This window comes from Gloeocapsa sp. PCC 7428, assembly GCF_000317555.1.
GTDB lineage: Bacteria > Cyanobacteriota > Cyanobacteriia > Cyanobacteriales > Chroococcidiopsidaceae > Chroogloeocystis.
This window is the reverse complement of sequence record NC_019745.1, coordinates 2,373,802-2,392,113: the sequence shown is the minus strand read 5'-3', so window position 1 is coordinate 2,392,113 and position 18,312 is coordinate 2,373,802. Positions and strand designations below refer to the sequence as shown.

Here is an 18,312-nt window from a genome sequence, read left to right as displayed (position 1 = left end):
TTTAAGATAAGGCGAAAAAGTGGAAAAATCGGGCAGAAAACAATGAAAGATAAACTTGTTATATTAACGCAGAAAAGTAAGCCCCAGCTGTAGAATATGCTGAGAACGATGCGCCTCCACTATATGGGCTACAGCGTTGCCGTTGTTGCCGTAGCGATCGCTTTTGTGTTAACAAAACTCGTGTGGCAACTAACTCAGCCTCATGTTTACCCCTTGTTTCTCGCTGCGGTGATGGTGAGTTCCTGGTATGGAGGCATGAAGTCAGGTTTATTTGCTGCTGCTTTGTCTGCTGTGCTGTGCGAATATTTTTTTGTCCCTCCACTTTATACGCTGCTACCTACCCGACAGGGAATCAGCGGGGTAATCCAATTTGTACTCGTAGCAGGACTCATTACCACTCTTAACACAAGACTGCGCTCGACTCAAAAACTAGCTCAACGTAATTATGAGCATCTACGTCAAAGCCAAGAAAGCTTGCGCCACAGCGAAGAACGCTATCGCATTTTAGTAGAAGGAGTGACGGACTATGCGATCTTTATGCTCGACTCAAACGGCATTTTTGCGACTTGGAACGTCGGTTCAGAAAGGATATTAGGCTATCAGGAAGCAGAAATTATTGGGCAGCCTTTTGAACGGATTTTTACGCCAGAGGCAATACAGCAAGGCTTACCAGAACAAGTTTTGCAAAGAGCGATCGCCACAGGTTTTTCGCGAGAAAATCGCTGGCACATTCGTAAGGATGGTACGCACTTTTGGACTCATTGTATTGTGACCGCGTTACGCGATGACAATGGAAATCTGCGGGGCTTTGCCAAAATTATGCAAGATATTACTCAGCGCAAACTCGCCGAGGAAGAACGCGAACAGTTATTGCTGCGCGAACAAGCCGCCCGTGCGGAGGCAGAAGCCGCCAACCGTGCTAAGGACGATTTTTTAGCAGTAGTCTCGCACGAACTGCGTACCCCAATGACAGCAATTATTGGTTGGGCGGGGATGTTGCGATCAGGGATGCTCGATGAAAGTCGAGCGGCTTTAGCAATGGAGACAATTGAACGCCACGCTAACTTGCAAATGCAACTAATTGAAGATCTACTTGATATTTCCCGCATTGTCAGAGGAGATCTTGCACTCAATTTCGATAAAGTCGATTTAGTGAAAGTCATCGCCGCAGCCATCGAAGTTGTGCAACCAGCAGCTAATGAGAAAGCAATTGATTTAACGTTTGTGCAAAAGTCAGAAGAAACCAGCGGCTTACCTTTTATTGATTCGGCTTCTCCTGTATCAATATGGGGTGACTCAGAACGCTTGCAACAAGTCGTGTGGAACTTACTTTCTAATGCGATTAAGTTCACACCCCAAGGAGGAAAGGTAACAGTCAGATTGTTAATGGTTAGTGGCGATAGTTCACCACAGAACACTGACTCCTCACAATTAACTGTCAACATTCAACCAACCCAACTACCAACTACCAATTACCCATCGGCAATTACCAGATTTTTTCAAATCCAAGTCAGCGACACAGGTATAGGTATTGATCGCGGCTTTCTCCCCTATGTTTTTGATCGCTTTCGTCAGGCAGATAGCACGAGCGCCAGAGCAAATAAAGGGTTGGGTTTAGGTTTAGCGATCGCGCGTCACCTCGTTGAATTGCATGGTGGTACCATTGAAGTAGATAGCCCAGGCATCGGACAAGGTGCAACGTTCGCGATTAACTTACCTTATTACAATACTTTCCCACCAGAAAATTTTACCGTCACCAATCCAGAGCGATCGCAGTCTTATGTAGTTGGGGAGAATACTAAAACATTTAATAATCCACCAAGGCTTGACGGTTTGCGCGTACTAATTGTAGATGATGAACCTGATGCGCGGCAGTGGATTAGTATCGTACTTCATGAATCGGGTGCAGAAGTGATTGCTGTTGCTTCCGTCGCGGAGGCACTTACAGCACTCGCGCAACAAAGACCAGATGTGTTAGTTAGTGATATTGGGATGCCAGGAGAAGACGGCTACGCGCTCATGCGTAAAATTAGAGAATTGGAACCAGAAATGGGTGGAACAATTCCTGCTGTAGCTTTGACAGGATACGCTAGAGAAGAAGATTATACAAAGGCTTTAGCAGCAGGCTTTCAACTCCACGTTGCTAAACCAATTAGGGCGGCTGAGTTAATTGCCGTCGTTTCTAGCCTGGCGAGGATGGCTGGAAAGTCCTAAATTAAAGCGTTTCGTTGCTTTTGTATGCTTCTGAGTATCGGCTAACACACATATAGGGATAGAAAAGGCATTGCTTTTGATAGATGTTTGCCGCAGCTAAAAATCTTTCAGTTAAATTAGAAAGCTTTTGTTCCTAGAGATAATTTTTCTAGAAGTAGACAGTCGCTATGAAAATTCTTGTAGTTGAAGACGATAGTTCAATCGCTCAAACTATTGCAGCAACACTTGCACAACAGCAGCATTGTCTTGTTGATATTGCCACTGATGGTCAAGAGGGTTGGGAACTAGCAGTCGCATTCAACTACAATTTGATTTTGCTTGATGTAATGTTGCCCAAGCTAGACGGCGTGAGTTTATGTCGGCAACTCAGACAAAAAGGCGAGCAAATACCAATTCTCATGCTAACAGCAAAAGACACTAGCACTGATAAAGTCATAGGTTTGGATGCTGGTGCAGATGATTATGTTGTCAAACCGTTTGATTTTCCAGAATTGTTTGCTCGCGTCCGTGCTTTGTTACGTCGGGGATGTTCTACGCTACCTCCAGTGTTGCAATGGGGTGACTTGCGCCTCGATCCAAGTAGCTGTGAAGTGACGTACAAAGAGCAAGTTTTGCATTTAACTCCAAAAGAGTATGCGGTATTAGCGTTGTTTCTCCGCGACCCTCGGCGGACATTTAGTCGGAGTGCGATTGTCGATCGCTTGTGGAATTTAGAAGATCCGCCGCAAGAAGATACGATCAAGTCTTACATCAAAAGCTTGCGTCAAAAACTTAAGACCGCAGGTGCACCTAGTGATTTTATCGAAACCATTTACGGTCTAGGCTATCGCCTGAACCCACTATTACAAGATTCGCAACCTGAACCAGCAGCGTCAGATTTGAACGAGATGCAAAAAGAAATTTTGTCAGCAGTCAGTAAGTTCAAGGAAGTTTTTACCGCAGGAATGAGCGATCGCCTTGCAGTGATAAAGCAAGCAGTGGAAGCTTTATGTTCTGATACGCTGAGTCTTCAACTGCGATCGCAGGCTGTTATAGAAGCACATAAACTAGCAGGTGCTTTGGGTAGTTTTGGTTTTGCTCAAGCCTCACAACTGGCTCAGGAAATTGAGTTTTTGTTAGAAGCTAAAAATATTAATAATTTCACGCACTGTCTGCGGCTATGTCAACTTCTAGAAGCATTAGAAGAGGAAACAAAACAAAACCCAGATAAGTTAATTATGAGTCAACTATCTATCAGTTAACGAAATTCTAAAGATATTTAAGCACGATAAATATAACTCTTCTCTTGTTAAGATATATACCCTTAAAGATAGATGACAATAAATAATTATTAACTGTGGTTTTTGCTTTAAAAGCTAATATGTTTGTGCTGGTAAGGAAGCTGCAAGGCAAACCTTTGACAAAAGCCTCCACTAGTTTTCCACTCTTAAGGCTTAATTTCAGCATATAGCTAGTTTATTTGGTGACTGATGCTCTAAAAGCTGAGTTGTACATCTTTAGAGCTTGGTTTTGCATTAATCAAAGTTTGAATAAAGCAAAATTAGCTAAAACATAATAAAAGCGAACACTGCATGGATAGTTTATTTCAGCGATCGTCTTCTTTAAGTGCTATTTTACTGATTTTTGGAGTATTGGTTGGTGCTGTAAGTCCTAATACAACTTCTAAACCTGCTTTTGCACAATCTGACAAGTCAGCTTCGCTACCGTCTTTCGTAAGGAGGTAGATATGCTTAACCAACAAGCACAATCACTAGAAGAGAAAATTACCAAGTTTGTAAAGTGTACTCAGCGCCGAAATATCCGTGAGTCACTTGTTGCATGCGCTCTTATTGCTGTCTTTGCTTTTGATATTGCTTACAGTATTTCTCTGCAAAGAGGAGACAAGCTCTCAATCATTGGTGGTGGAATAGTGATCTTCGCGCTACTGTTAGACATTACCATCATTTGGTGGAAGCTGCATATCCTAAAATCGGAGCTTTCTGCATTTCCCCCAAATCGGTTTCCGGACAAATGGAAGCATCATCTGACCAAGCAGGCTCGTATGCTCAGACTCGCTTGGCTATGGTATCTTTTGCCTTTATTCTTGGGAATTTTTATCTATCTTCTGAGCGTTTATGACCTATTCTCTATCAGTATCATCATGCTGTTTTTGCTTGAGATATTTCTCTTTATCGGAGCATGGCGGTCGAACCTGCAAGCTGCCAAGCAGATTGAAAGGAATCGTGATGCTTGCTTTGGCAGTTTGCGTAATTTCTAACACAAACGTGGAGAAGAAATTTTGGATAAAACAAATTTAATTTTAGAAAAACCCGAGGGAAGACTGATAGATAGAGAAAATATAAACTTAGTAAAAACTCCTGAATTTGCACCGAGTGTTTTATCTATTTACTTAGCCATTGCTGCTGGGTCATTGATCTTTTTTGGGATATTGCATAAAAAAGTACAAAACCATATTACTACTGATCTTTTAAGTCACATTAATCGAGTTCCTTGTATGCATTGCCATTTTTTTACGATGAATCCGTATCTTAGATGTGCAGTAAATCCAGTCACGGTTCTCACCAAAGAAGCTATTGATTGTGCAGATTATTGTCCTCGCACTAATAAGCATCTTTAGTAAATTGCTTTTCTACAAATCTCAGTTTTAAATAGTAGGAGCCGAGGCATATAACTTTTCAGCATTCAACATACAAACGCGATCGCATGTTTCTTTGCTGAGGCAATCGAGAAATGGCGTATACCGTGCAAGTCCTTCTGCTAAACTTTCAAAGTGACCGAAGATATCTGAACCTATACAGATGCGATCGCTGTGTTTTTCTGTCATTTCAATCCAATTTGGATCGGGCTTTCCATCGGGGCAAATATAATTATCAAAAACTAACCAAGAGTAATCAACATAGAGGTTATTATATTTGCACAATAAGCGATCGATGACCTCATGTAATTTTTCTATCTTTACCCGTCTTGAGACACCACAATGTGCCCATACTAATCTTGTATTAGGAAAGCGATCAAGCATCTCTATAACTTCATCCGTGTAAGTTAGCTGATTTGAACGACCGATTGAAGTAGCATTTTGGTGAACTAAAACAGAGAGTTGATATTGAGCAGCAAAATCAAAAATAGGAAATAAAGCTTTATGATTAATTCGCGCTGGCTGTCCGTAGGTTAGATTAGATAAATCATCGTGCCTGCACAAAATTTCACCAATGCCTTTAAAAATGCCAGGATACAAACTTGCCATCCATTCAATATGTTTAATTGCATAGCGATCGACAGGTGAAAAACCACAGATTAAAGGAATAATACGGTTTTGGTCTTCGGTATTCAAATCCATGTATGCTCGTGCAATAATTGCATCGGTGAGCGAGTAGTAATAACAACGGCTCTCATCAGCAAGATAATAAGTTGGTTCCTCATTTTCCCATTCAGACCATTGTTTAACCACTGGTAAACCAAAAACCACGCATTTTTCTACCCGTGCTTTATCCATTTCTCGCAGTAGAGTATTAAAACCATCAGTCTGCTGAATAAAATTAACACCATGGAGGTGGGCATCGAATATATTGTATTTACAGCTATGAGAGTCAAACATATGAGATATTGCTTAAATCAAAATTAGAATTGATGAAACAAGGTAAAAAAGAGAATAGATCAATGTTCTCAATGAGATCTTCAGTTTTTCTGCTATAGCTTATTTAATTTTTTGGAAACTCAAACCTTTCGCAAGACGTAGATTTTTTCTACTTTAATAGATGAAAACTGAACCAGCCGCTTGCTTGAAAAAGCAAAATATGGAGGCAATATTGTGCGCTTAGGTCAATGGCTCGGCTTGCTTGTTTTTGTGATTTCTCTCTATATTCTGTGGCAAATTCGGCAAGTTGTTTTATTGTTGTTTGCGGCTGTAGTCTTAGCAACAGCTTTAAACCGAATTGTGCGACAAATACAGCAATATCATATCAAGCGTGGAATTGCGATCGCAATTACAGTTGTCATTTTACTATCACTCATTGTTGGATTTTTTGCAGTTATTGTGCCGCGTATTATCGATCAATTGCAACAACTGATTGGAGTCCTACCTCAAGTATCAGCCAGAATTGATACTTGGGTGAATTGGTTACAATCTAGAATTCCAGGAACAATGTTTGAATTCCGTGTTTTAGAAAATATTCCACAACAGCTTCAAACATGGATAGCAAGGTTGTTAGGCAATTTTTTTGTCTTCCTCAATAACTCGCTTACCGCTATTTTGAGCGTATTATTGTTCTTAGTTCTAACAATCATGCTATTAGCTAACCCTTCTCAATACCGACGAGTCTTTATTCTTGCTTTTCCTGCTTTTTATCGACGCAGAGTTAATGAAATCTTATCTGAAACTGAAGAATCTTTAGTTGGTTGGATTAAAGGTACTCTCATCGCAATGGTCGTTATCGGTTTAGTTTCTTTTATTGGACTGTCAGTTTTGGGAGTACCGCTACCTTTGGTCAATGCTGCAATAGCTGGATTATTAGAATTCATTCCCAATGTAGGACCAACTTTGAGCGTCATTCCACCAATGCTTCTTGCGCTGCTTGATGCTCCTTGGAAGGCAGGAGCAGTTATATTACTTTATATTGCAATTCAACAGTTTGAAAGTTTAGTTTTAGTTCCTTTCATTATGAAGCAAGAAGTGGATCTGATGCCAGTATTTACTATCTTAGCAGTCGTAGTTTTTGCTAGCTTGTTTGGTTTTTTAGGTTTATTTCTGGCAATTCCGCTATTAATTGTAGTACAAATATGGTTCAAAGAAGTTTTGGTCAAGGATATTATGAATAAATGGCAGGAAACAAAATAATTAAAACTGTTTACCTAATTAATATTAATTGCATTAATATATTTGCATAAATATATATACAATTACTTGTGTTTGCAAAAATAAAACAAGAGCAGAAAACACAAAGTATTATAAGTTATACTTTTAATATTAACTTAAAATATAAAATAATTCAGTATATAAATTGAATATTTGTTTTTTTTAAAGATTAGTCATTTATTTGGATTAAAAAACGTTACATTGATGTAGTCGCTTATATTAAATTCAAAAATAAATATAAGAGATTTTCTATTACTTAAGATTGATTTTAGCTAGAGTCATTATTGATAGATTAATGTTAATAAGTCAAGCTAAAATCTTAGTAAAAAATAGAAGTCATGGAACCAACCAAAAGTAATAAGTTGATTAAACTAGTTGGTGTTAGCTTGCTAGCAATATCTACAGCAGCTATACCGTTAACTCTACCTACCTCAGCCCAAGCAGTAGAGCCTGGAGTTGGAGCGGGAGTATACGAGCGCGAAGGAGTATATGAAGATAATGATTTTGACTGGGGTTGGTTGGGATTAATTGGTTTAGCTGGTTTAGCTGGTTTAGCTGGTAAGAGTAAAGGTCGTCGCAGCGATGCAACTGCCTATCAAGAGCCTGAGCCAGTCCGCAATAACTATAGGGAATAATCAACCACTGGCGTTTCTCAAATAAAGAAACAAGACTTCAATTTATACTCACTTTGAGAGTTTTTAGAGCAATTAAAAATTGAGGAAATAGGGGTGCTTTGGTTATGAAACGTTCTCGTCTAATTCAAACAGTTGGTCTTGTTATTTTAGGTGCAAGTGTTATGGTTTTACCTGCTTGCACTACAGAGCCAGTTGAGACTGTGGCACCACGTCCAGGGGTTGGAGTTGTGGCTGAAAGAGATAATGATTTCGATTGGGGTTGGATTGGTTTAGTTGGCTTGGTTGGTTTATTTGGTTTAAGTGGTAAAAAAGGCAATCGCTGAATTGAAGCAACTGATTCTCAAGAGCATAATCTAGCTTTTATTAGGCTACAAAGATTATCTCAGATTCATTTCAGTAGTAAAGTGATGCTCATAGTCTGATGAAAATCATCGAAGCAAGGTCGTAAATTTCATATGTTAGTTCTTGAAAGAAAGCCTTATCTTGGTAGACTAAGGCTTTCTCTCTATTGCTCTTGTGCGCTCGAAATAAGGTTGCTGATAGCTTGTAACTCGCAAGATGAGTTTACCTTGATTTGGGTTGCGATTAAATACAAAAGCTCCTTTTTTAGTTTCACCTTTGGATAAATAACTAATCTGTTGATCGCCAGTTACCTCAACTACACCATTAACCCGCAATTGGGCAACAGCTTGCACTGCATCAGCGGCTTGTCCGCCAGTATTGGTAACAGCAAAAGGAATATAAAATTGGTCTTGAACTTGGCGAGTGTTTCCAGTATGTCTGACAGAAATCACGGGAGGGCGGTTATCTTGCACTAGCCATTCATAAATTACTAAACCTGCGATCGCCGCCAAGATGAATGAAGCAATACCAAACGATACCCACTCAGCCAGCGATCGCTTTTGCTGCTCTCGATCAGGGGATTGCTGTCCTTCAGTCATATTGCTAACCGTCCAGCTGCGCCACCAATTGTCGATGGTAAACTTAGTAGTATAGTGTAACTTAACCACATGAACCAAGAATCGTTAAAGCGGAGTTGGTGAAAAAAAGTACAGCATCAAAACTGAGGCTACTATAGAAACTAAGTAACAGGCGATCGTTTCACTCCAGGGCTGCTGAAACAAACCTCGCTGTTGTTGACGCTTTTGTTGATTGACAAAACCTGCTTCAAACACAATACCGTAAGACATTAACAATGAGCCAACCATGATCGCTAGCAACCAAGGTGCGGAAATTGCAGACGACAGCATAGGAATTTCATCCGTAGGCGCAATGTTAAATGCAATAAATAAAGCACCGATTAAAGTAGCACCCAAATCAGCGATAGTAGCATTTAGCTGATCTTGGTTTTGTTGTTTTGCCTTGTCCTGTTTGGAACCGCTTTTATCTTTACGTTCACCACTGATAAATTAGTTCGCTACAACTACACCGATCGCAAACGGAACGCTTTCAAAAATCGTTTTGCCCAATGCTGCATTCAGCGTGATTTCTAAAGTTATCCTCCGCAGGAGAATCAATATTCCTGCTGAGCAAATAAGCCCAATTGAGATTGCTTCCACACTATCCATTGCGGCTTGTAGGGGTGAGTCACCCTGACTTTTGCGAAAACTAGCAGTGCGATTGATCAGAAAAATAATGACGAATGTGACTGCTAGAATCACTAACATTTCTGACGGTTCAGCCGTAGAACCAATCTGCCAAACTTCCATCGTGTACAGCAGCGGAATTCCAAATAGAAAACCACCTGATGCACCCCGCATTAAATCATCGCACTCACTTAACCAGATTTTTTGTTGCGGACGCTTTGCTGTATTATTTGTCATATATTCTTGTGCCAACTACAGAGCGCCAATTGCTAAAACTGAAATCCCAATAAATTCCAGTAGGCAAGAAAGGGAATAAAAACCAACGCAGCTAGGGTAATCAAAGAATAATGCGATCGCTTTACAAAAGACCAATATTGATTTTTCCAAGCCAAAGCGGTAAAGACAAACAACCCTAGCGTCAATGCAGTGGTAAGCAGGGGAATGCAGAGAAAAGCGATCGTCACAGTAGGTACGCCATACACCAGCCGCCAAAAGCCATACAGCCAAATTGATACGGGAAAGCCAATCAAAAAAACTAGATTCAAAGTACCGCTCAAGCCTGCAAGTATCCAAGCCCAACGCAACTGTCGTCCTTGAAACCGCTTACCGCGCAAATGTCGAATTAAAGGCGCGATCGGATAAATTAGCGCAGCTGATAGAAAGACTACAGCACAAAAGCCAACAACTCCTAATTGTACCCAGACCCTTTCATACCAATGAATTCGCTCGAAGGTTCCGATAACGGGCCACAGTGGATTAAACGCAAATGCAATTCGACCGCTGCTGTCCTCGCCAAAACCAGTGAAAGCCTCGTCATTGACTCGCTGGAATAACAACGGTTCCACAGGTATTAACCGGATCTTGGGAGCATTTCCTAGAAAAAATAGGCTAGGAGTACGAACCTGCAAAGTGCCGTTGTCAGCTTTCTCAATCTTGATATGCTTAAATGGCGCGCTCATTTTAGCAAAGGTATCGCGGGGATACTCCAAGTCACGGTAGATCCCAGTAAACCGATTCAGTTGCTCCTGAGTGAGGGAAATGGGTTGCTTAGGTGTACGTGGTTGAGCTACAGGAAAATAGCGATCAAAAAATTGAGATAGTAATTTTCCATGTATCCCAGCGAAACTGTTGGTTGCAGTAAAGATACCAATGTTTCGGTCGGGCAGCAGGGTAAGAGAGCTAGAATATCCTCGCAAGCTACCTAAGTGCGTGAGCGATCTAATGCCATTTTCCAACCGCTCGTGAAATTCGTAAGCAGTCCCAGGTAATAGAGGATGCTGGGTAAAGTGCGTTTGATGCATCAACCGGACGGTATCTGGCTCTAGGATACGTGCATTTTCATAGCGACCGAGTTGCAAGTGAGCGATCGCAAAGTGAGCCATATCTATAGCAGTTGTTTGCATCGAAGCCGCTGGGGCAATGTTGAGATACAGGTAGGGAACAGATTTAAAGTTACCGTTTTGATACTGATAGCCCACAGCTAAATCCTCTGTGAGAGGTGGTGGCGGTGGCTGAACAAAGGTGCTGCGGGGCATATTCAGCGGTTGAAAGATGTTTTTGTCGATATATTGACTGACGGGAAGACCGGAAATCTTTTGTACGAAATAACCTAACAACGCACTGCTATGACTGGAATAGTTGTAGAGTTTGCCTGGAAACCAGACGACAGGTGGCATTTGGTCAGCTAGGTAGTCTCCTAATGGCTGCATCTCCTCTGCGGTGCGAGCCGCAAGTCCAATCCGCCTTTGAGAAGTGCCGTCCGTATGCGTCATTAGTTGAGCAACTTTAACTGGTTCGGGATAAGGATTTTCTAGTTGGAAATTGGTAAGGTAATTGTTAACCTCACCATTTAATTGCAGCAATCCTCGCTCGTATAACTGCATTGCTGCTGTAGCGGTAAAGAGTTTGGAAAGCGAGGCAACGCGAAACAGCGTTTTATCGGCTTCAACTGGGATTTTCTTTTCTACGTTGGCGTAACCATAACCTTTAGCAAAAAAGATCTTGCCATCTTTGACTACAGAAACGACTCCGCCAGGAATGTGAGACTTCGACATTTCTTCTTTAAAGAAATTGTCTATAAATGCTTCAAATTCTTGTGGATCATTTAATCCAGGCGCGCTAGGAGCCACAGGTACAGGTTTCACTGGTTCAGTAATCGGCTGCTCCGATTGGCGGTCAATAACCTGTATATCGGCTGGAGTATTTCGCGCCCAACTCGGTAGCACAGATAATGAGAGAAATAAAGTAGCTAAAACTATCCAAGAAATTAACCTATAAGCATACTTGCGTTTTTTGAAAGCTTGGTTTTGTTTCTGAAACAACATTTCTTTGGTTGACCAACTGTGTCAGTTCTTGTAGTACGAATAGCTTTTTCTCTTACCATTATTCTTCCTTTAAGAAGGAAAAGGATATTCGACCAATTCAAATTAATAATTACACTAGATTTATCTAGAAAGATAAATCCAAATAGTGGAGAAGTGGTGGAGGAATTAATAACTTTACCAAGTCAAGCTACCACTTGGTGACTGAATTTTAGTTTAAACAAGCATATAGTAAAAAGATTCCAAGAATCCTCTAAGGATTGCAACTTTATTCCGACTATATATGGTAAACTATAAGCTTAAAATTAATCCAAAAGAATGCTCTTAGCCACTATTTCTTCTTTCTCAGACCTACTGGGTTTGGTAGCGCGTGGGTTGAGTGCGGTTGCGAGCCACACGCACAGTGTTTTCGGCAAAGTTTAAGTCGCGCCAGAGGAGCCAGCACAATTCGACGGGTTGTAAGGCTTGGCAGAACAACAACAGCACCAGAGCTTGATTTCTAATCGGGTTGCGCGTTGCCTCGGTGGCAGCAATTAGCGCATCAACTTCTTCGAGGTAGAGAAACTCGCGCTCGCGACGTTCAGTGTAGGGCGATCGCTACCTAAGAGCGCCGCTCTTGCCGCCTCAAATCGTGCCGCAGCTTGCTGAAACTGCCGATTCTCAGCTGTAAGGTGTTCAATCTCCTGCTGAAACTGGCTCGACTGCTCTAGCGTAGCGATCGCTTGTTTACGTTGTTGCTTGACTGTAGCAAGTTCAGCTTCCAGCGATTCAATTCTCCCCGTGAGCCAACTCAAAGTTCGAGCTTGGTCTACGACAACCGTCACGATCGCGCTGTCTGCCACTGCAGAAGACCGAGCTTGGTGCATGGAGTTCTGTTGAGTGATTTCTTCAGTAGCTATTGAAGCGCGAGATTTGGCTTCAACCATCTCTGGCTCTGGTATAGCTGCGTCAGTCGCTGGTGAGGCTTCAGTAGCGCCACCCAGCTGTGCTTCAACCCATTGCAGCAGCGCCGAGGTCTTCTCCTGCTGGTTGTTACACTCAGGGCAAAGTGCATCTAACACCTTAAGCCAACGGTCATGCTCGTCCTTGAAAATTTGCAATAAACTATGTTGGCGTGGCGGTAGAGCCGCATCGCTAGACGTTGAATCATTAGATGAGGCGATCGCCGGTTCGCTCTCATGGGGAGTAGCTTTAGAGGGTGATTGAGAGGTAAGCTTGGTTGGCCCTGGTTCGACCTGTACAGGCTGAGCTGGTGGCACTGACTCTACAGCCTCTAGTGGTGCTATTGATTCCGCTTGAGGTAGTGGCTGCGTTGGCTCTAGTTGCACTTCACCTGATTTAGGGAAGGTAGCGCATTCGCATCCAGTAGCACTCCCTGACCTTCTAAGGGTTGGCCCTGCTCGTTGACTAATCGGTAGTGGAAGTAATGACTAGTTGCGATGCTATTGGGAGCAGCCTGCTGCTGGTCAAGTACGTGTCCGAGATAGTGCTGGAGAAATCGATGCGCGTGCTTAGTGGGAAGGCAGAAGAAATAAATCGCGATCGCGCCATACACACCTCTGAGCCGGTGAATTGAAACAGTCTTCTTGCCAGCCAATACGGGCACGATACCGCTGTCCTAAAACAAGCACTTCACCTCTCGATCAATCCGAGTATTGAGTACTCGCATTCTTGGGTCTTTGCTATCAACTCCCTCTAATTGTTCGATGGCAGGCAGCGTGCGAAACCGCTCGATGCCCTCTATAGCCCTACGAAGCTACGTTAGGACAGTAGCTGAAGGCAGCATCGACACAATCCCGAAAGGTGTCAAAGTCCTCCCATCGTTGCCAGTTTTTCAGCACAAACCACCAGTTCTCGATTGCATTCAAGTCTGGCGAATAGGGTGGGAGATACCAAATTTCGCAGTCGATTTCTGCCGCAAGTTCTTCAATCACCTCAGAGCGGTGAAAGCTCGCATTATCGATGACAATCACATCGCCCGGACGGAGTTGCGGCAGCAAGCAAGCTTGAAACCACGTCTCAAACAAGTCTCGGTTGCATGAGCCGGCAAAGGTCATCGGGGCGAACAGCGTTTTCTGCTTGAGCGCAGCAATCCAACTGACTCTTTCCCTACGTTTGCCCGACTTTTGAGCAGAGAATCGCTGTCCAATTTCGCAGTAGCCGTAAGCATACTCGTCTCGGTTGTCAATTCCTGCCTCATCGACATAGATGAGCTGCTCCGGTAACTTGGTCTGCATTCGTTCGACAAACTCCGCTCGTTTCACGTCGTCTCGTTCACGCTCACGCCGTAGGTCTTTTTTTTCGACTGACTCCAAGTAGTACTATAATTGGTGGTGGAGTGACAGTACTGTGGAGCTTGGCTACAACTGGGAAACTGGGTATGTCTAGAAGGTGTGGGTAGTCCTAAAGATGTAAGGATGGAAGAGAAATAGTTAGCCTAGAAGCCCCATGTCTGATTCTCAGCCTAGCTGCCCTACCTGTCAGTCAACTCGCATCGTCAAAAATGGTAGAATCCATAACGGCAAACAGAACTTTAAGTGTCGTGAGTGCGGTAGACAGTTTGTGCAAGACCCTCAAAACAAAATCATTGATGAGAAGCAACTAAAACCCTGATTGATAAACTCCTGTTGGAGAAGATTCTGTTAGCGGGTATTGCCAGAGTAGCAGACGTTTCAGAGCTTTGGCTTCAGAGTTACGTCAATCAGAAATACCAGAATGTGCCCCGTCAAGTGGAAGTACGGGCTAAAAAAAGGGACGCTTAACCATTCAGTGTGATGAGATGTGGTCATTTGTGGGTAACAAGGGTAATAAGCAGTGGATTTGGCTAGCTTTGGATGTCCAAACGCGAGAAATTGTTGGCGTATATGTCGGCGATCGCAGCCAAGATGGTGCCCCAGGATTGTGGGATTCATTGCCAGTCGTTTATAGGTGTGTGTCACCTTCTTGAGAGAAAAACTAGGCTAGGAGGGAAGCCTATTGTCCCACCTGTCTTATGACCCCAGAAGATCAAGCGCAACTGCAACAAAGCATTGATACCATTGCTTAAATTTTGTATCGCAATACCCCTGCTGAGCAGTTACAAACATTAGAAGGGATTGAGCAAGCCATTCGCCAACAAACTCAGGAACTGGTGTTGCCGCAACTGGGTGTTTTTTTATTGCAACAACGACTGCAACAACTGAAGGATACCCGCGAACGCTAAAGAGCATTTTAGGAACGCTGTGCATTACCAACCGACAGGCTGAACGCTTACAGGTCAAAGCAGGCACTCAAATCAGTCCGATGTTGGAGAGATGTTGTTTACGTGTTAGTGCGAATGTGTCGTATCAGCACACGGCTGACGATATTGAACTGTTTACTGGAATGCGGGTGAGTGCAAAAACACAACAACGACTCGTACAGCGTCAGTCGTTTGAATCTCCCCCATTAGAAGAAGTGGTAGAGGAAGTGAGCATCGACGGCGGAACGGTGCGATTAATTGTAGAACCAGGGGAGGAGCCACAATGGAAACAGTACAAAGCGGTGCATCTATCTCCTGAGAAGATTCATGGGGCATGGCTCGATGATAATCCTGCCCTATTGGAGTGGCTCAATGAACAAACCTTCTCTGCTGTTGTGACCTGTTTAGGAGATGGACATGATGGCATTTGGAATTTGTTTAACCAGATGAAGGGTGAAGTAGAGCGTCGTGAAATTCTGGATTGGTATCACTTGATGGAAAACCTGGAGAAGGTTGGCGGGTCACTCCAGCGTTTAGCGCAGGCTCGTTCTTTGCTCTGGCAGGGAAAAGTCGATGAAACTCTGGCATTGTTTGAAAGTTGCCAACACCATCAAGCTCACTGTTTTTGCCAGTATTTACGAAAGCATCACCATCGCATTATCAACTATGATTATTTGCAAGCGCAAGGCATTTGCTCGATTGGTTCTGGAGCCGTTGAATCAACAGTTAAACAAATTGATCGTCGGCTGAAAATTTCAGGAGCACGGTGGAAGACGGAGCATGTTCCAAACGTTCTAGCTCATCGTTGTGCTTATCTCAACAACCAGTTATAACCTATTTTCCTCTCAAGCAGGTGACATGCACCCGTTTTGGCCTGGGCTTCATATAGCAAGCACAACAGCAATGTACGGCGTTTAGACAGTTTAATATCTTGAAATTCTGATATATCTAAAGCCCTAGCGTGTGTTGCTAAATATTTCACTTTAGCCGGAGCAATACTTGATAACAAGCGTTTAGCATCACCAAAGGTCATCAACTGGTTAAACTTGGTTTGCAGTTGTTTAATCTGGCTCAGTTTGACACTTTTAGGTGGGGATTTCAATAAATTTAATGTGGCAATTGATTCAGATGTTTCCGCTAATAATAATTGGTCTAAATAAGCTTGTTCATCACCAGATAGACTCTGAGATACTCGGTGAAATAATCGATTGTTTGTAATGGAACGGACATGGCTAACTCAGCGGTCTAGGGAATTGAATGTTGGTAACTCATATCGTTCTTTAACCAATTCTTCAATTGCAATGTTGATTAAGTCAGCCGGATGGTCTTTAACTTCTGCGGCAGAACTAACAACAACAGCTATCAATTTTTGGGCAGCTTTATCATAAGACTTGACACCCAAATATTCTCGAATTACTTGTTGATAATTACGCTTTTGGCAGTCTGTGGGAATAGCTCTCACCCAATCACGTAATTTTAAATATGACCTTATATGTTTAATAATCGTGATAGGTACATTTTCTGGATGCGGAAAATATCCCAGTCTCTCAAACGATTTCAACATTACCATGAAGCAAAGTAAACCTTCATGGCTACGAACACGAGATTTGACAAATTTAAGCTCTTCCAGTGTAGGGGGATAAAGTTCAGTTAGTTCTTTCGCTGAGGGATATTGTTTAAATCTTGGGTAAGCTGTACGGTCAATTAAGGTCATTTAGGTCAAATTTAACACTGGAAATTCTGAGGACTACCCAAACTTGGTTCATCCCTCAATCGTGAACGGCACAGTATTTTATCTTTTTTTCTGACAGACAATTAATTTATCTTGGTGACGCTGCTATTCATCCCACAACCCCTTAAATCGTACTGGTGATAGTTCTGTATAGCGGACTGTATGTTGAATATTATTGTGTCCTAAATAACCTTGAATGGTACGGGTGTCTACTCCTTTAGCAGCCAGAGCGTACCCACAAGCATGGCGTAACATATGAGCATGAACTGGAAATGGCAACAAAGCTAATTCCCCAGCTCGCTCGATAATTCCAGCGATTGTATCTTTCGCCAATGACCCTTGACGAGATGACTGGAAACTATAAGCAGAAGTTGGATAATCACGCTGGAGTTTACGCACAGAGCGAATTTCATCACCATAGAGTGGATGTGTGGAAGGAGTTCCCCTCTTTACTCGCTTAACGTGGAGATTGCCACCACAAAGCGTCTATTTGCTCGCATCGCAGTACAGTTGCTTCTGCCATTCGTAGTCCGTGACGGTAAATCAATAAGATTAAAGTCGAGTCCCGATGAGCATGGCGACCACCAGCCTTCTTGAGTGCATCTCGCATTGCCTCAATTTCTTTTTCCAACAGGTATTCTCTTGTTCTGACTGCGGCATACTTGCGAGAGTTAGGAGATTGAAGTGGTGAAGAGTGGGTTTTACCAACTTTCGATAGTTGGGGTATCTTTACAGTCATACCCAGAACCCCTGAAAAATCAATGTCGTTTTGTCTGGTATTACCTACTTTCACTCATCAGTTGGTATTTGAGTCCTGACTGTATTAATTAGTAACTCTGTACTATGCTGTGTCTGCTTGTAAGTTTCTTATGTTTGGTTTAAATAGAGCATTAAAAAGGTGAAACCTTTATATAACAAGCGATTTCAGCCTCTATTTCCGTTTTTGCAGGGTTCTCGGCTCTATGCCAATTACACCAACTCCAAACACAGCTTCAGATTGCGGAAGGAGCCTTAGAGCAGGCGATCGCACTACTCGCTGAGCCTTTAGATCTAGTTCTAGTTGAAAATGAAAACTTCAGCAGCTAGAACCATGCCTTAACTTTCGGCAGGGTGAGGGTGGGTGGGAAATGAAGTACCCCGACTCACCGCCGGAGTTCGCTGTTAAGCTGCGGAAGCTGTCCAAGAATTAGTCATCTAGGTTGATATCTTCTTCCAGATCAACTTCAAACTCCTCATCCGTATCCACGTCATCTGTTGTACTCAAGCCGTTTAGCGCATTCAAGCGCCCTGTGCGGGTTGCTTTGTGGGCTGCACGGCGATCGCGCACTTCATCCAGATTTTGCAATCCGTAAAGTTTGCGAGCGGAGGTCAGCAGATCGCGGAGTGAGGTTTCGGCGTAGTCTTGGCGAAACTGAGCATTGTGCTGTTCCCAATCGAACTCCTGCCCGTTGAAACGAGCGGATGCTGCCAGTTACCGTCCAGACTCCTCCCGTAGCACTTCAATCACCATCAGGCGAACCTTCTCCTGATAGGGAATGACCCGCTGTAAAGCAGGTGTGTGCTTCGGTGCCTTGCGTACAGTGGTTTTTGCAGATTTGCGTGTTGCAGTTGCAGTAACCATGAGAATTAGAATTGCTCCTTTATTGATGAGTTGGATTTCTCACCGCGATCGCATCGACAGATGCCTTCCTCATTCAAGTTGAGATTCACTTCCTCTACAGTTGTTGCTGTCCTCCGCTTCAATGAGTCAGG

20 protein-coding genes and 5 pseudogenes are annotated in these 18,312 nt (G+C 42.9%); 9 read left to right on the top strand and 16 right to left on the bottom strand.

Annotated elements, in window-relative coordinates:
• The first annotated feature begins 96 nt into the window (after window positions 1–96).
• Window positions 97–2,214: an ATP-binding protein gene (locus tag GLO7428_RS10450; RefSeq protein WP_015188517.1), complete on the top strand. Its 2,118-nt coding sequence runs from the start codon at window positions 97–99 to the stop codon at window positions 2,212–2,214.
• Between the two features lie 167 nt (window positions 2,215–2,381).
• Window positions 2,382–3,455 (top strand): response regulator, encoded by a 1,074-nt coding sequence (locus GLO7428_RS10445; protein WP_015188516.1) that lies wholly within the window; start codon window positions 2,382–2,384, stop codon window positions 3,453–3,455.
• A 344-nt stretch (window positions 3,456–3,799) separates the two neighbouring features.
• Here the strand turns inward: GLO7428_RS10445 and GLO7428_RS27810 are convergent, their stop codons facing one another.
• Window positions 3,800–3,952 carry a hypothetical protein gene (locus GLO7428_RS27810; RefSeq protein ID WP_155823679.1) on the bottom strand — a complete coding sequence of 51 codons (153 nt, stop codon included), beginning with the start codon at window positions 3,950–3,952 and terminating at the stop codon, window positions 3,800–3,802.
• Between GLO7428_RS27810 and GLO7428_RS10440 the strand changes: the two genes are divergently transcribed.
• Window positions 3,941–4,471, top strand: coding sequence for a hypothetical protein (locus GLO7428_RS10440; protein ID WP_015188515.1), 531 nt, complete (start codon window positions 3,941–3,943; stop codon window positions 4,469–4,471). The two genes, GLO7428_RS27810 and GLO7428_RS10440, sit on opposite strands and share 12 nt — an antisense overlap.
• Before the next feature lie 21 nt (window positions 4,472–4,492).
• Window positions 4,493–4,831, top strand: a complete 339-nt coding sequence (locus GLO7428_RS28425) for a hypothetical protein (RefSeq protein WP_015188514.1) — start codon at window positions 4,493–4,495, stop codon at window positions 4,829–4,831.
• Window positions 4,832–4,858: 27 nt separating this feature from the next.
• On the opposite strand, the gene GLO7428_RS10435 is transcribed toward GLO7428_RS28425, so the two are convergent.
• Window positions 4,859–5,809 carry an amidohydrolase family protein gene (locus tag GLO7428_RS10435; RefSeq protein WP_015188513.1) on the bottom strand — a complete coding sequence of 317 codons (951 nt, stop codon included), beginning with the start codon at window positions 5,807–5,809 and terminating at the stop codon, window positions 4,859–4,861.
• Between the two features lie 213 nt (window positions 5,810–6,022).
• Here GLO7428_RS10435 and GLO7428_RS10430 point away from each other — a divergent pair, with 213 nt between their 5' ends.
• The 3 genes from GLO7428_RS10430 to GLO7428_RS10420 all read left to right on the top strand — a co-directional run bounded on the left by GLO7428_RS10430 (window position 6,023) and on the right by GLO7428_RS10420 (window position 8,024).
• On the top strand, window positions 6,023–7,048 hold the full coding sequence (locus GLO7428_RS10430) for an AI-2E family transporter (RefSeq protein WP_015188512.1): 1,026 nt from the start codon (window positions 6,023–6,025) through the stop codon (window positions 7,046–7,048).
• A 356-nt stretch (window positions 7,049–7,404) separates the two neighbouring features.
• Window positions 7,405–7,701, top strand: a complete 297-nt coding sequence (locus GLO7428_RS10425; protein ID WP_015188511.1) for a WGxxGxxG family protein — start codon at window positions 7,405–7,407, stop codon at window positions 7,699–7,701.
• 104 nt (window positions 7,702–7,805) lie between these two features.
• Window positions 7,806–8,024 (top strand): WGxxGxxG family protein, encoded by a 219-nt coding sequence (locus GLO7428_RS10420; protein ID WP_015188510.1) that lies wholly within the window; start codon window positions 7,806–7,808, stop codon window positions 8,022–8,024.
• A gap of 168 nt (window positions 8,025–8,192) precedes the next feature.
• Here the strand turns inward: GLO7428_RS10420 and GLO7428_RS10415 are convergent, their stop codons facing one another.
• From GLO7428_RS10415 to GLO7428_RS10390, 8 genes and pseudogenes are all read right to left on the bottom strand, one after another.
• On the bottom strand, window positions 8,193–8,642 hold the full coding sequence (locus GLO7428_RS10415) for a TIGR02588 family protein (RefSeq protein ID WP_015188509.1): 450 nt from the start codon (window positions 8,640–8,642) through the stop codon (window positions 8,193–8,195).
• Window positions 8,639–8,713 (bottom strand): DUF2391 family protein, encoded by a 75-nt coding sequence (locus GLO7428_RS29435; protein ID WP_255348387.1) that lies wholly within the window; start codon window positions 8,711–8,713, stop codon window positions 8,639–8,641. Before GLO7428_RS29435 ends, GLO7428_RS10415 begins: the two co-directional genes overlap by 4 nt.
• Window positions 8,714–8,726: 13 nt before the next feature.
• Window positions 8,727–9,410, bottom strand: a pseudogene (locus GLO7428_RS10410) (TIGR02587 family membrane protein).
• A 146-nt stretch (window positions 9,411–9,556) separates the two neighbouring features.
• A complete protein-coding gene (locus tag GLO7428_RS10405) occupies window positions 9,557–11,611 on the bottom strand; it encodes a serine hydrolase (RefSeq protein WP_015188508.1) in 2,055 nt (684 codons plus the stop codon).
• 348 nt (window positions 11,612–11,959) lie between these two features.
• Entirely contained in the window at window positions 11,960–12,112 is a 153-nt protein-coding gene (locus GLO7428_RS28975; protein ID WP_231295620.1) for a hypothetical protein, read from the bottom strand.
• Window positions 12,113–12,141: 29 nt separating this feature from the next.
• Window positions 12,142–12,936 carry a hypothetical protein gene (locus GLO7428_RS10400; RefSeq protein WP_015188507.1) on the bottom strand — a complete coding sequence of 265 codons (795 nt, stop codon included), beginning with the start codon at window positions 12,934–12,936 and terminating at the stop codon, window positions 12,142–12,144.
• Window positions 12,927–13,316, bottom strand: a pseudogene (locus GLO7428_RS29715) (protelomerase family protein). The gene GLO7428_RS10400 and the pseudogene GLO7428_RS29715 overlap by 10 nt, the downstream one beginning before the upstream one ends.
• 40 nt (window positions 13,317–13,356) lie before the next feature.
• Window positions 13,357–13,913: pseudogene (locus GLO7428_RS10390) on the bottom strand (IS630 family transposase); the annotation flags it as partial.
• Window positions 13,914–14,056: 143 nt separating this feature from the next.
• Between GLO7428_RS10390 and GLO7428_RS28970 the strand changes: the two are divergent.
• A pseudogene (locus tag GLO7428_RS28970) lies at window positions 14,057–14,537 on the top strand (IS1 family transposase); the annotation flags it as partial.
• A gap of 117 nt (window positions 14,538–14,654) precedes the next feature.
• Window positions 14,655–15,661, top strand: a protein-coding gene (locus tag GLO7428_RS10375) for an ISKra4 family transposase (RefSeq protein WP_369792529.1) whose coding sequence is annotated in 2 segments (ribosomal slippage) — window positions 14,655–14,757 and window positions 14,757–15,661 — 1,008 coding nt in all. Because the reading frame shifts where the segments join, the coding sequence is not laid out codon by codon here.
• Here GLO7428_RS10375 and GLO7428_RS10370 read toward each other — a convergent pair.
• The 6 genes and pseudogenes from GLO7428_RS10370 to GLO7428_RS28405 all read right to left on the bottom strand — a co-directional run bounded on the left by GLO7428_RS10370 (window position 15,640) and on the right by GLO7428_RS28405 (window position 18,181).
• On the bottom strand, window positions 15,640–15,930 hold the full coding sequence (locus GLO7428_RS10370) for a hypothetical protein (RefSeq protein ID WP_041918592.1): 291 nt from the start codon (window positions 15,928–15,930) through the stop codon (window positions 15,640–15,642). The genes GLO7428_RS10375 and GLO7428_RS10370 overlap by 22 nt on opposite strands.
• A 135-nt stretch (window positions 15,931–16,065) precedes the next feature.
• A complete protein-coding gene (locus GLO7428_RS10365; protein ID WP_041918591.1) occupies window positions 16,066–16,542 on the bottom strand; it encodes a DUF4158 domain-containing protein in 477 nt (158 codons plus the stop codon).
• Between the two features lie 123 nt (window positions 16,543–16,665).
• Window positions 16,666–16,971: pseudogene (locus GLO7428_RS28965) on the bottom strand (tyrosine-type recombinase/integrase); the annotation flags it as partial.
• Window positions 16,972–17,017: 46 nt separating this feature from the next.
• A complete protein-coding gene (locus tag GLO7428_RS28960) occupies window positions 17,018–17,299 on the bottom strand; it encodes a hypothetical protein (protein ID WP_231295576.1) in 282 nt (93 codons plus the stop codon).
• A gap of 447 nt (window positions 17,300–17,746) precedes the next feature.
• Entirely contained in the window at window positions 17,747–17,905 is a 159-nt protein-coding gene (locus GLO7428_RS28410) for a hypothetical protein (protein ID WP_196797487.1), read from the bottom strand.
• Between the two features lie 126 nt (window positions 17,906–18,031).
• Complete coding sequence (locus GLO7428_RS28405) at window positions 18,032–18,181, bottom strand: hypothetical protein (protein ID WP_015188506.1); 150 nt, start codon at window positions 18,179–18,181, stop codon at window positions 18,032–18,034.
• Window positions 18,182–18,312: the final 131 nt, after the last annotated feature.

Bases quoted from the DNA above. Each gene is read 5' to 3' on its own strand.
- GLO7428_RS28405 (WP_015188506.1), bottom strand. From the start codon at position 18,181: ATGGTTACTGCAACTGCAACACGCAAATCTGCAAAAACCACTGTACGC.
- GLO7428_RS10435 (WP_015188513.1), bottom strand. From the start codon at position 5,809: ATGTTTGACTCTCATAGCTGTAAATACAATATATTCGATGCCCACCTC.
- GLO7428_RS10365 (WP_041918591.1), bottom strand. From the start codon at position 16,542: ATGACCTTAATTGACCGTACAGCTTACCCAAGATTTAAACAATATCCC.
- GLO7428_RS10450 (WP_015188517.1), top strand. From the start codon at position 97: ATGCTGAGAACGATGCGCCTCCACTATATGGGCTACAGCGTTGCCGTT.
- GLO7428_RS28960 (WP_231295576.1), bottom strand. From the start codon at position 17,299: ATGACTGTAAAGATACCCCAACTATCGAAAGTTGGTAAAACCCACTCT.
- GLO7428_RS10425 (WP_015188511.1), top strand. From the start codon at position 7,405: ATGGAACCAACCAAAAGTAATAAGTTGATTAAACTAGTTGGTGTTAGC.
- GLO7428_RS10445 (WP_015188516.1), top strand. From the start codon at position 2,382: ATGAAAATTCTTGTAGTTGAAGACGATAGTTCAATCGCTCAAACTATT.
- GLO7428_RS10440 (WP_015188515.1), top strand. From the start codon at position 3,941: ATGCTTAACCAACAAGCACAATCACTAGAAGAGAAAATTACCAAGTTT.
- GLO7428_RS10415 (WP_015188509.1), bottom strand. From the start codon at position 8,642: ATGACTGAAGGACAGCAATCCCCTGATCGAGAGCAGCAAAAGCGATCG.
- GLO7428_RS10420 (WP_015188510.1), top strand. From the start codon at position 7,806: ATGAAACGTTCTCGTCTAATTCAAACAGTTGGTCTTGTTATTTTAGGT.
- GLO7428_RS10405 (WP_015188508.1), bottom strand. From the start codon at position 11,611: ATGTTGTTTCAGAAACAAAACCAAGCTTTCAAAAAACGCAAGTATGCT.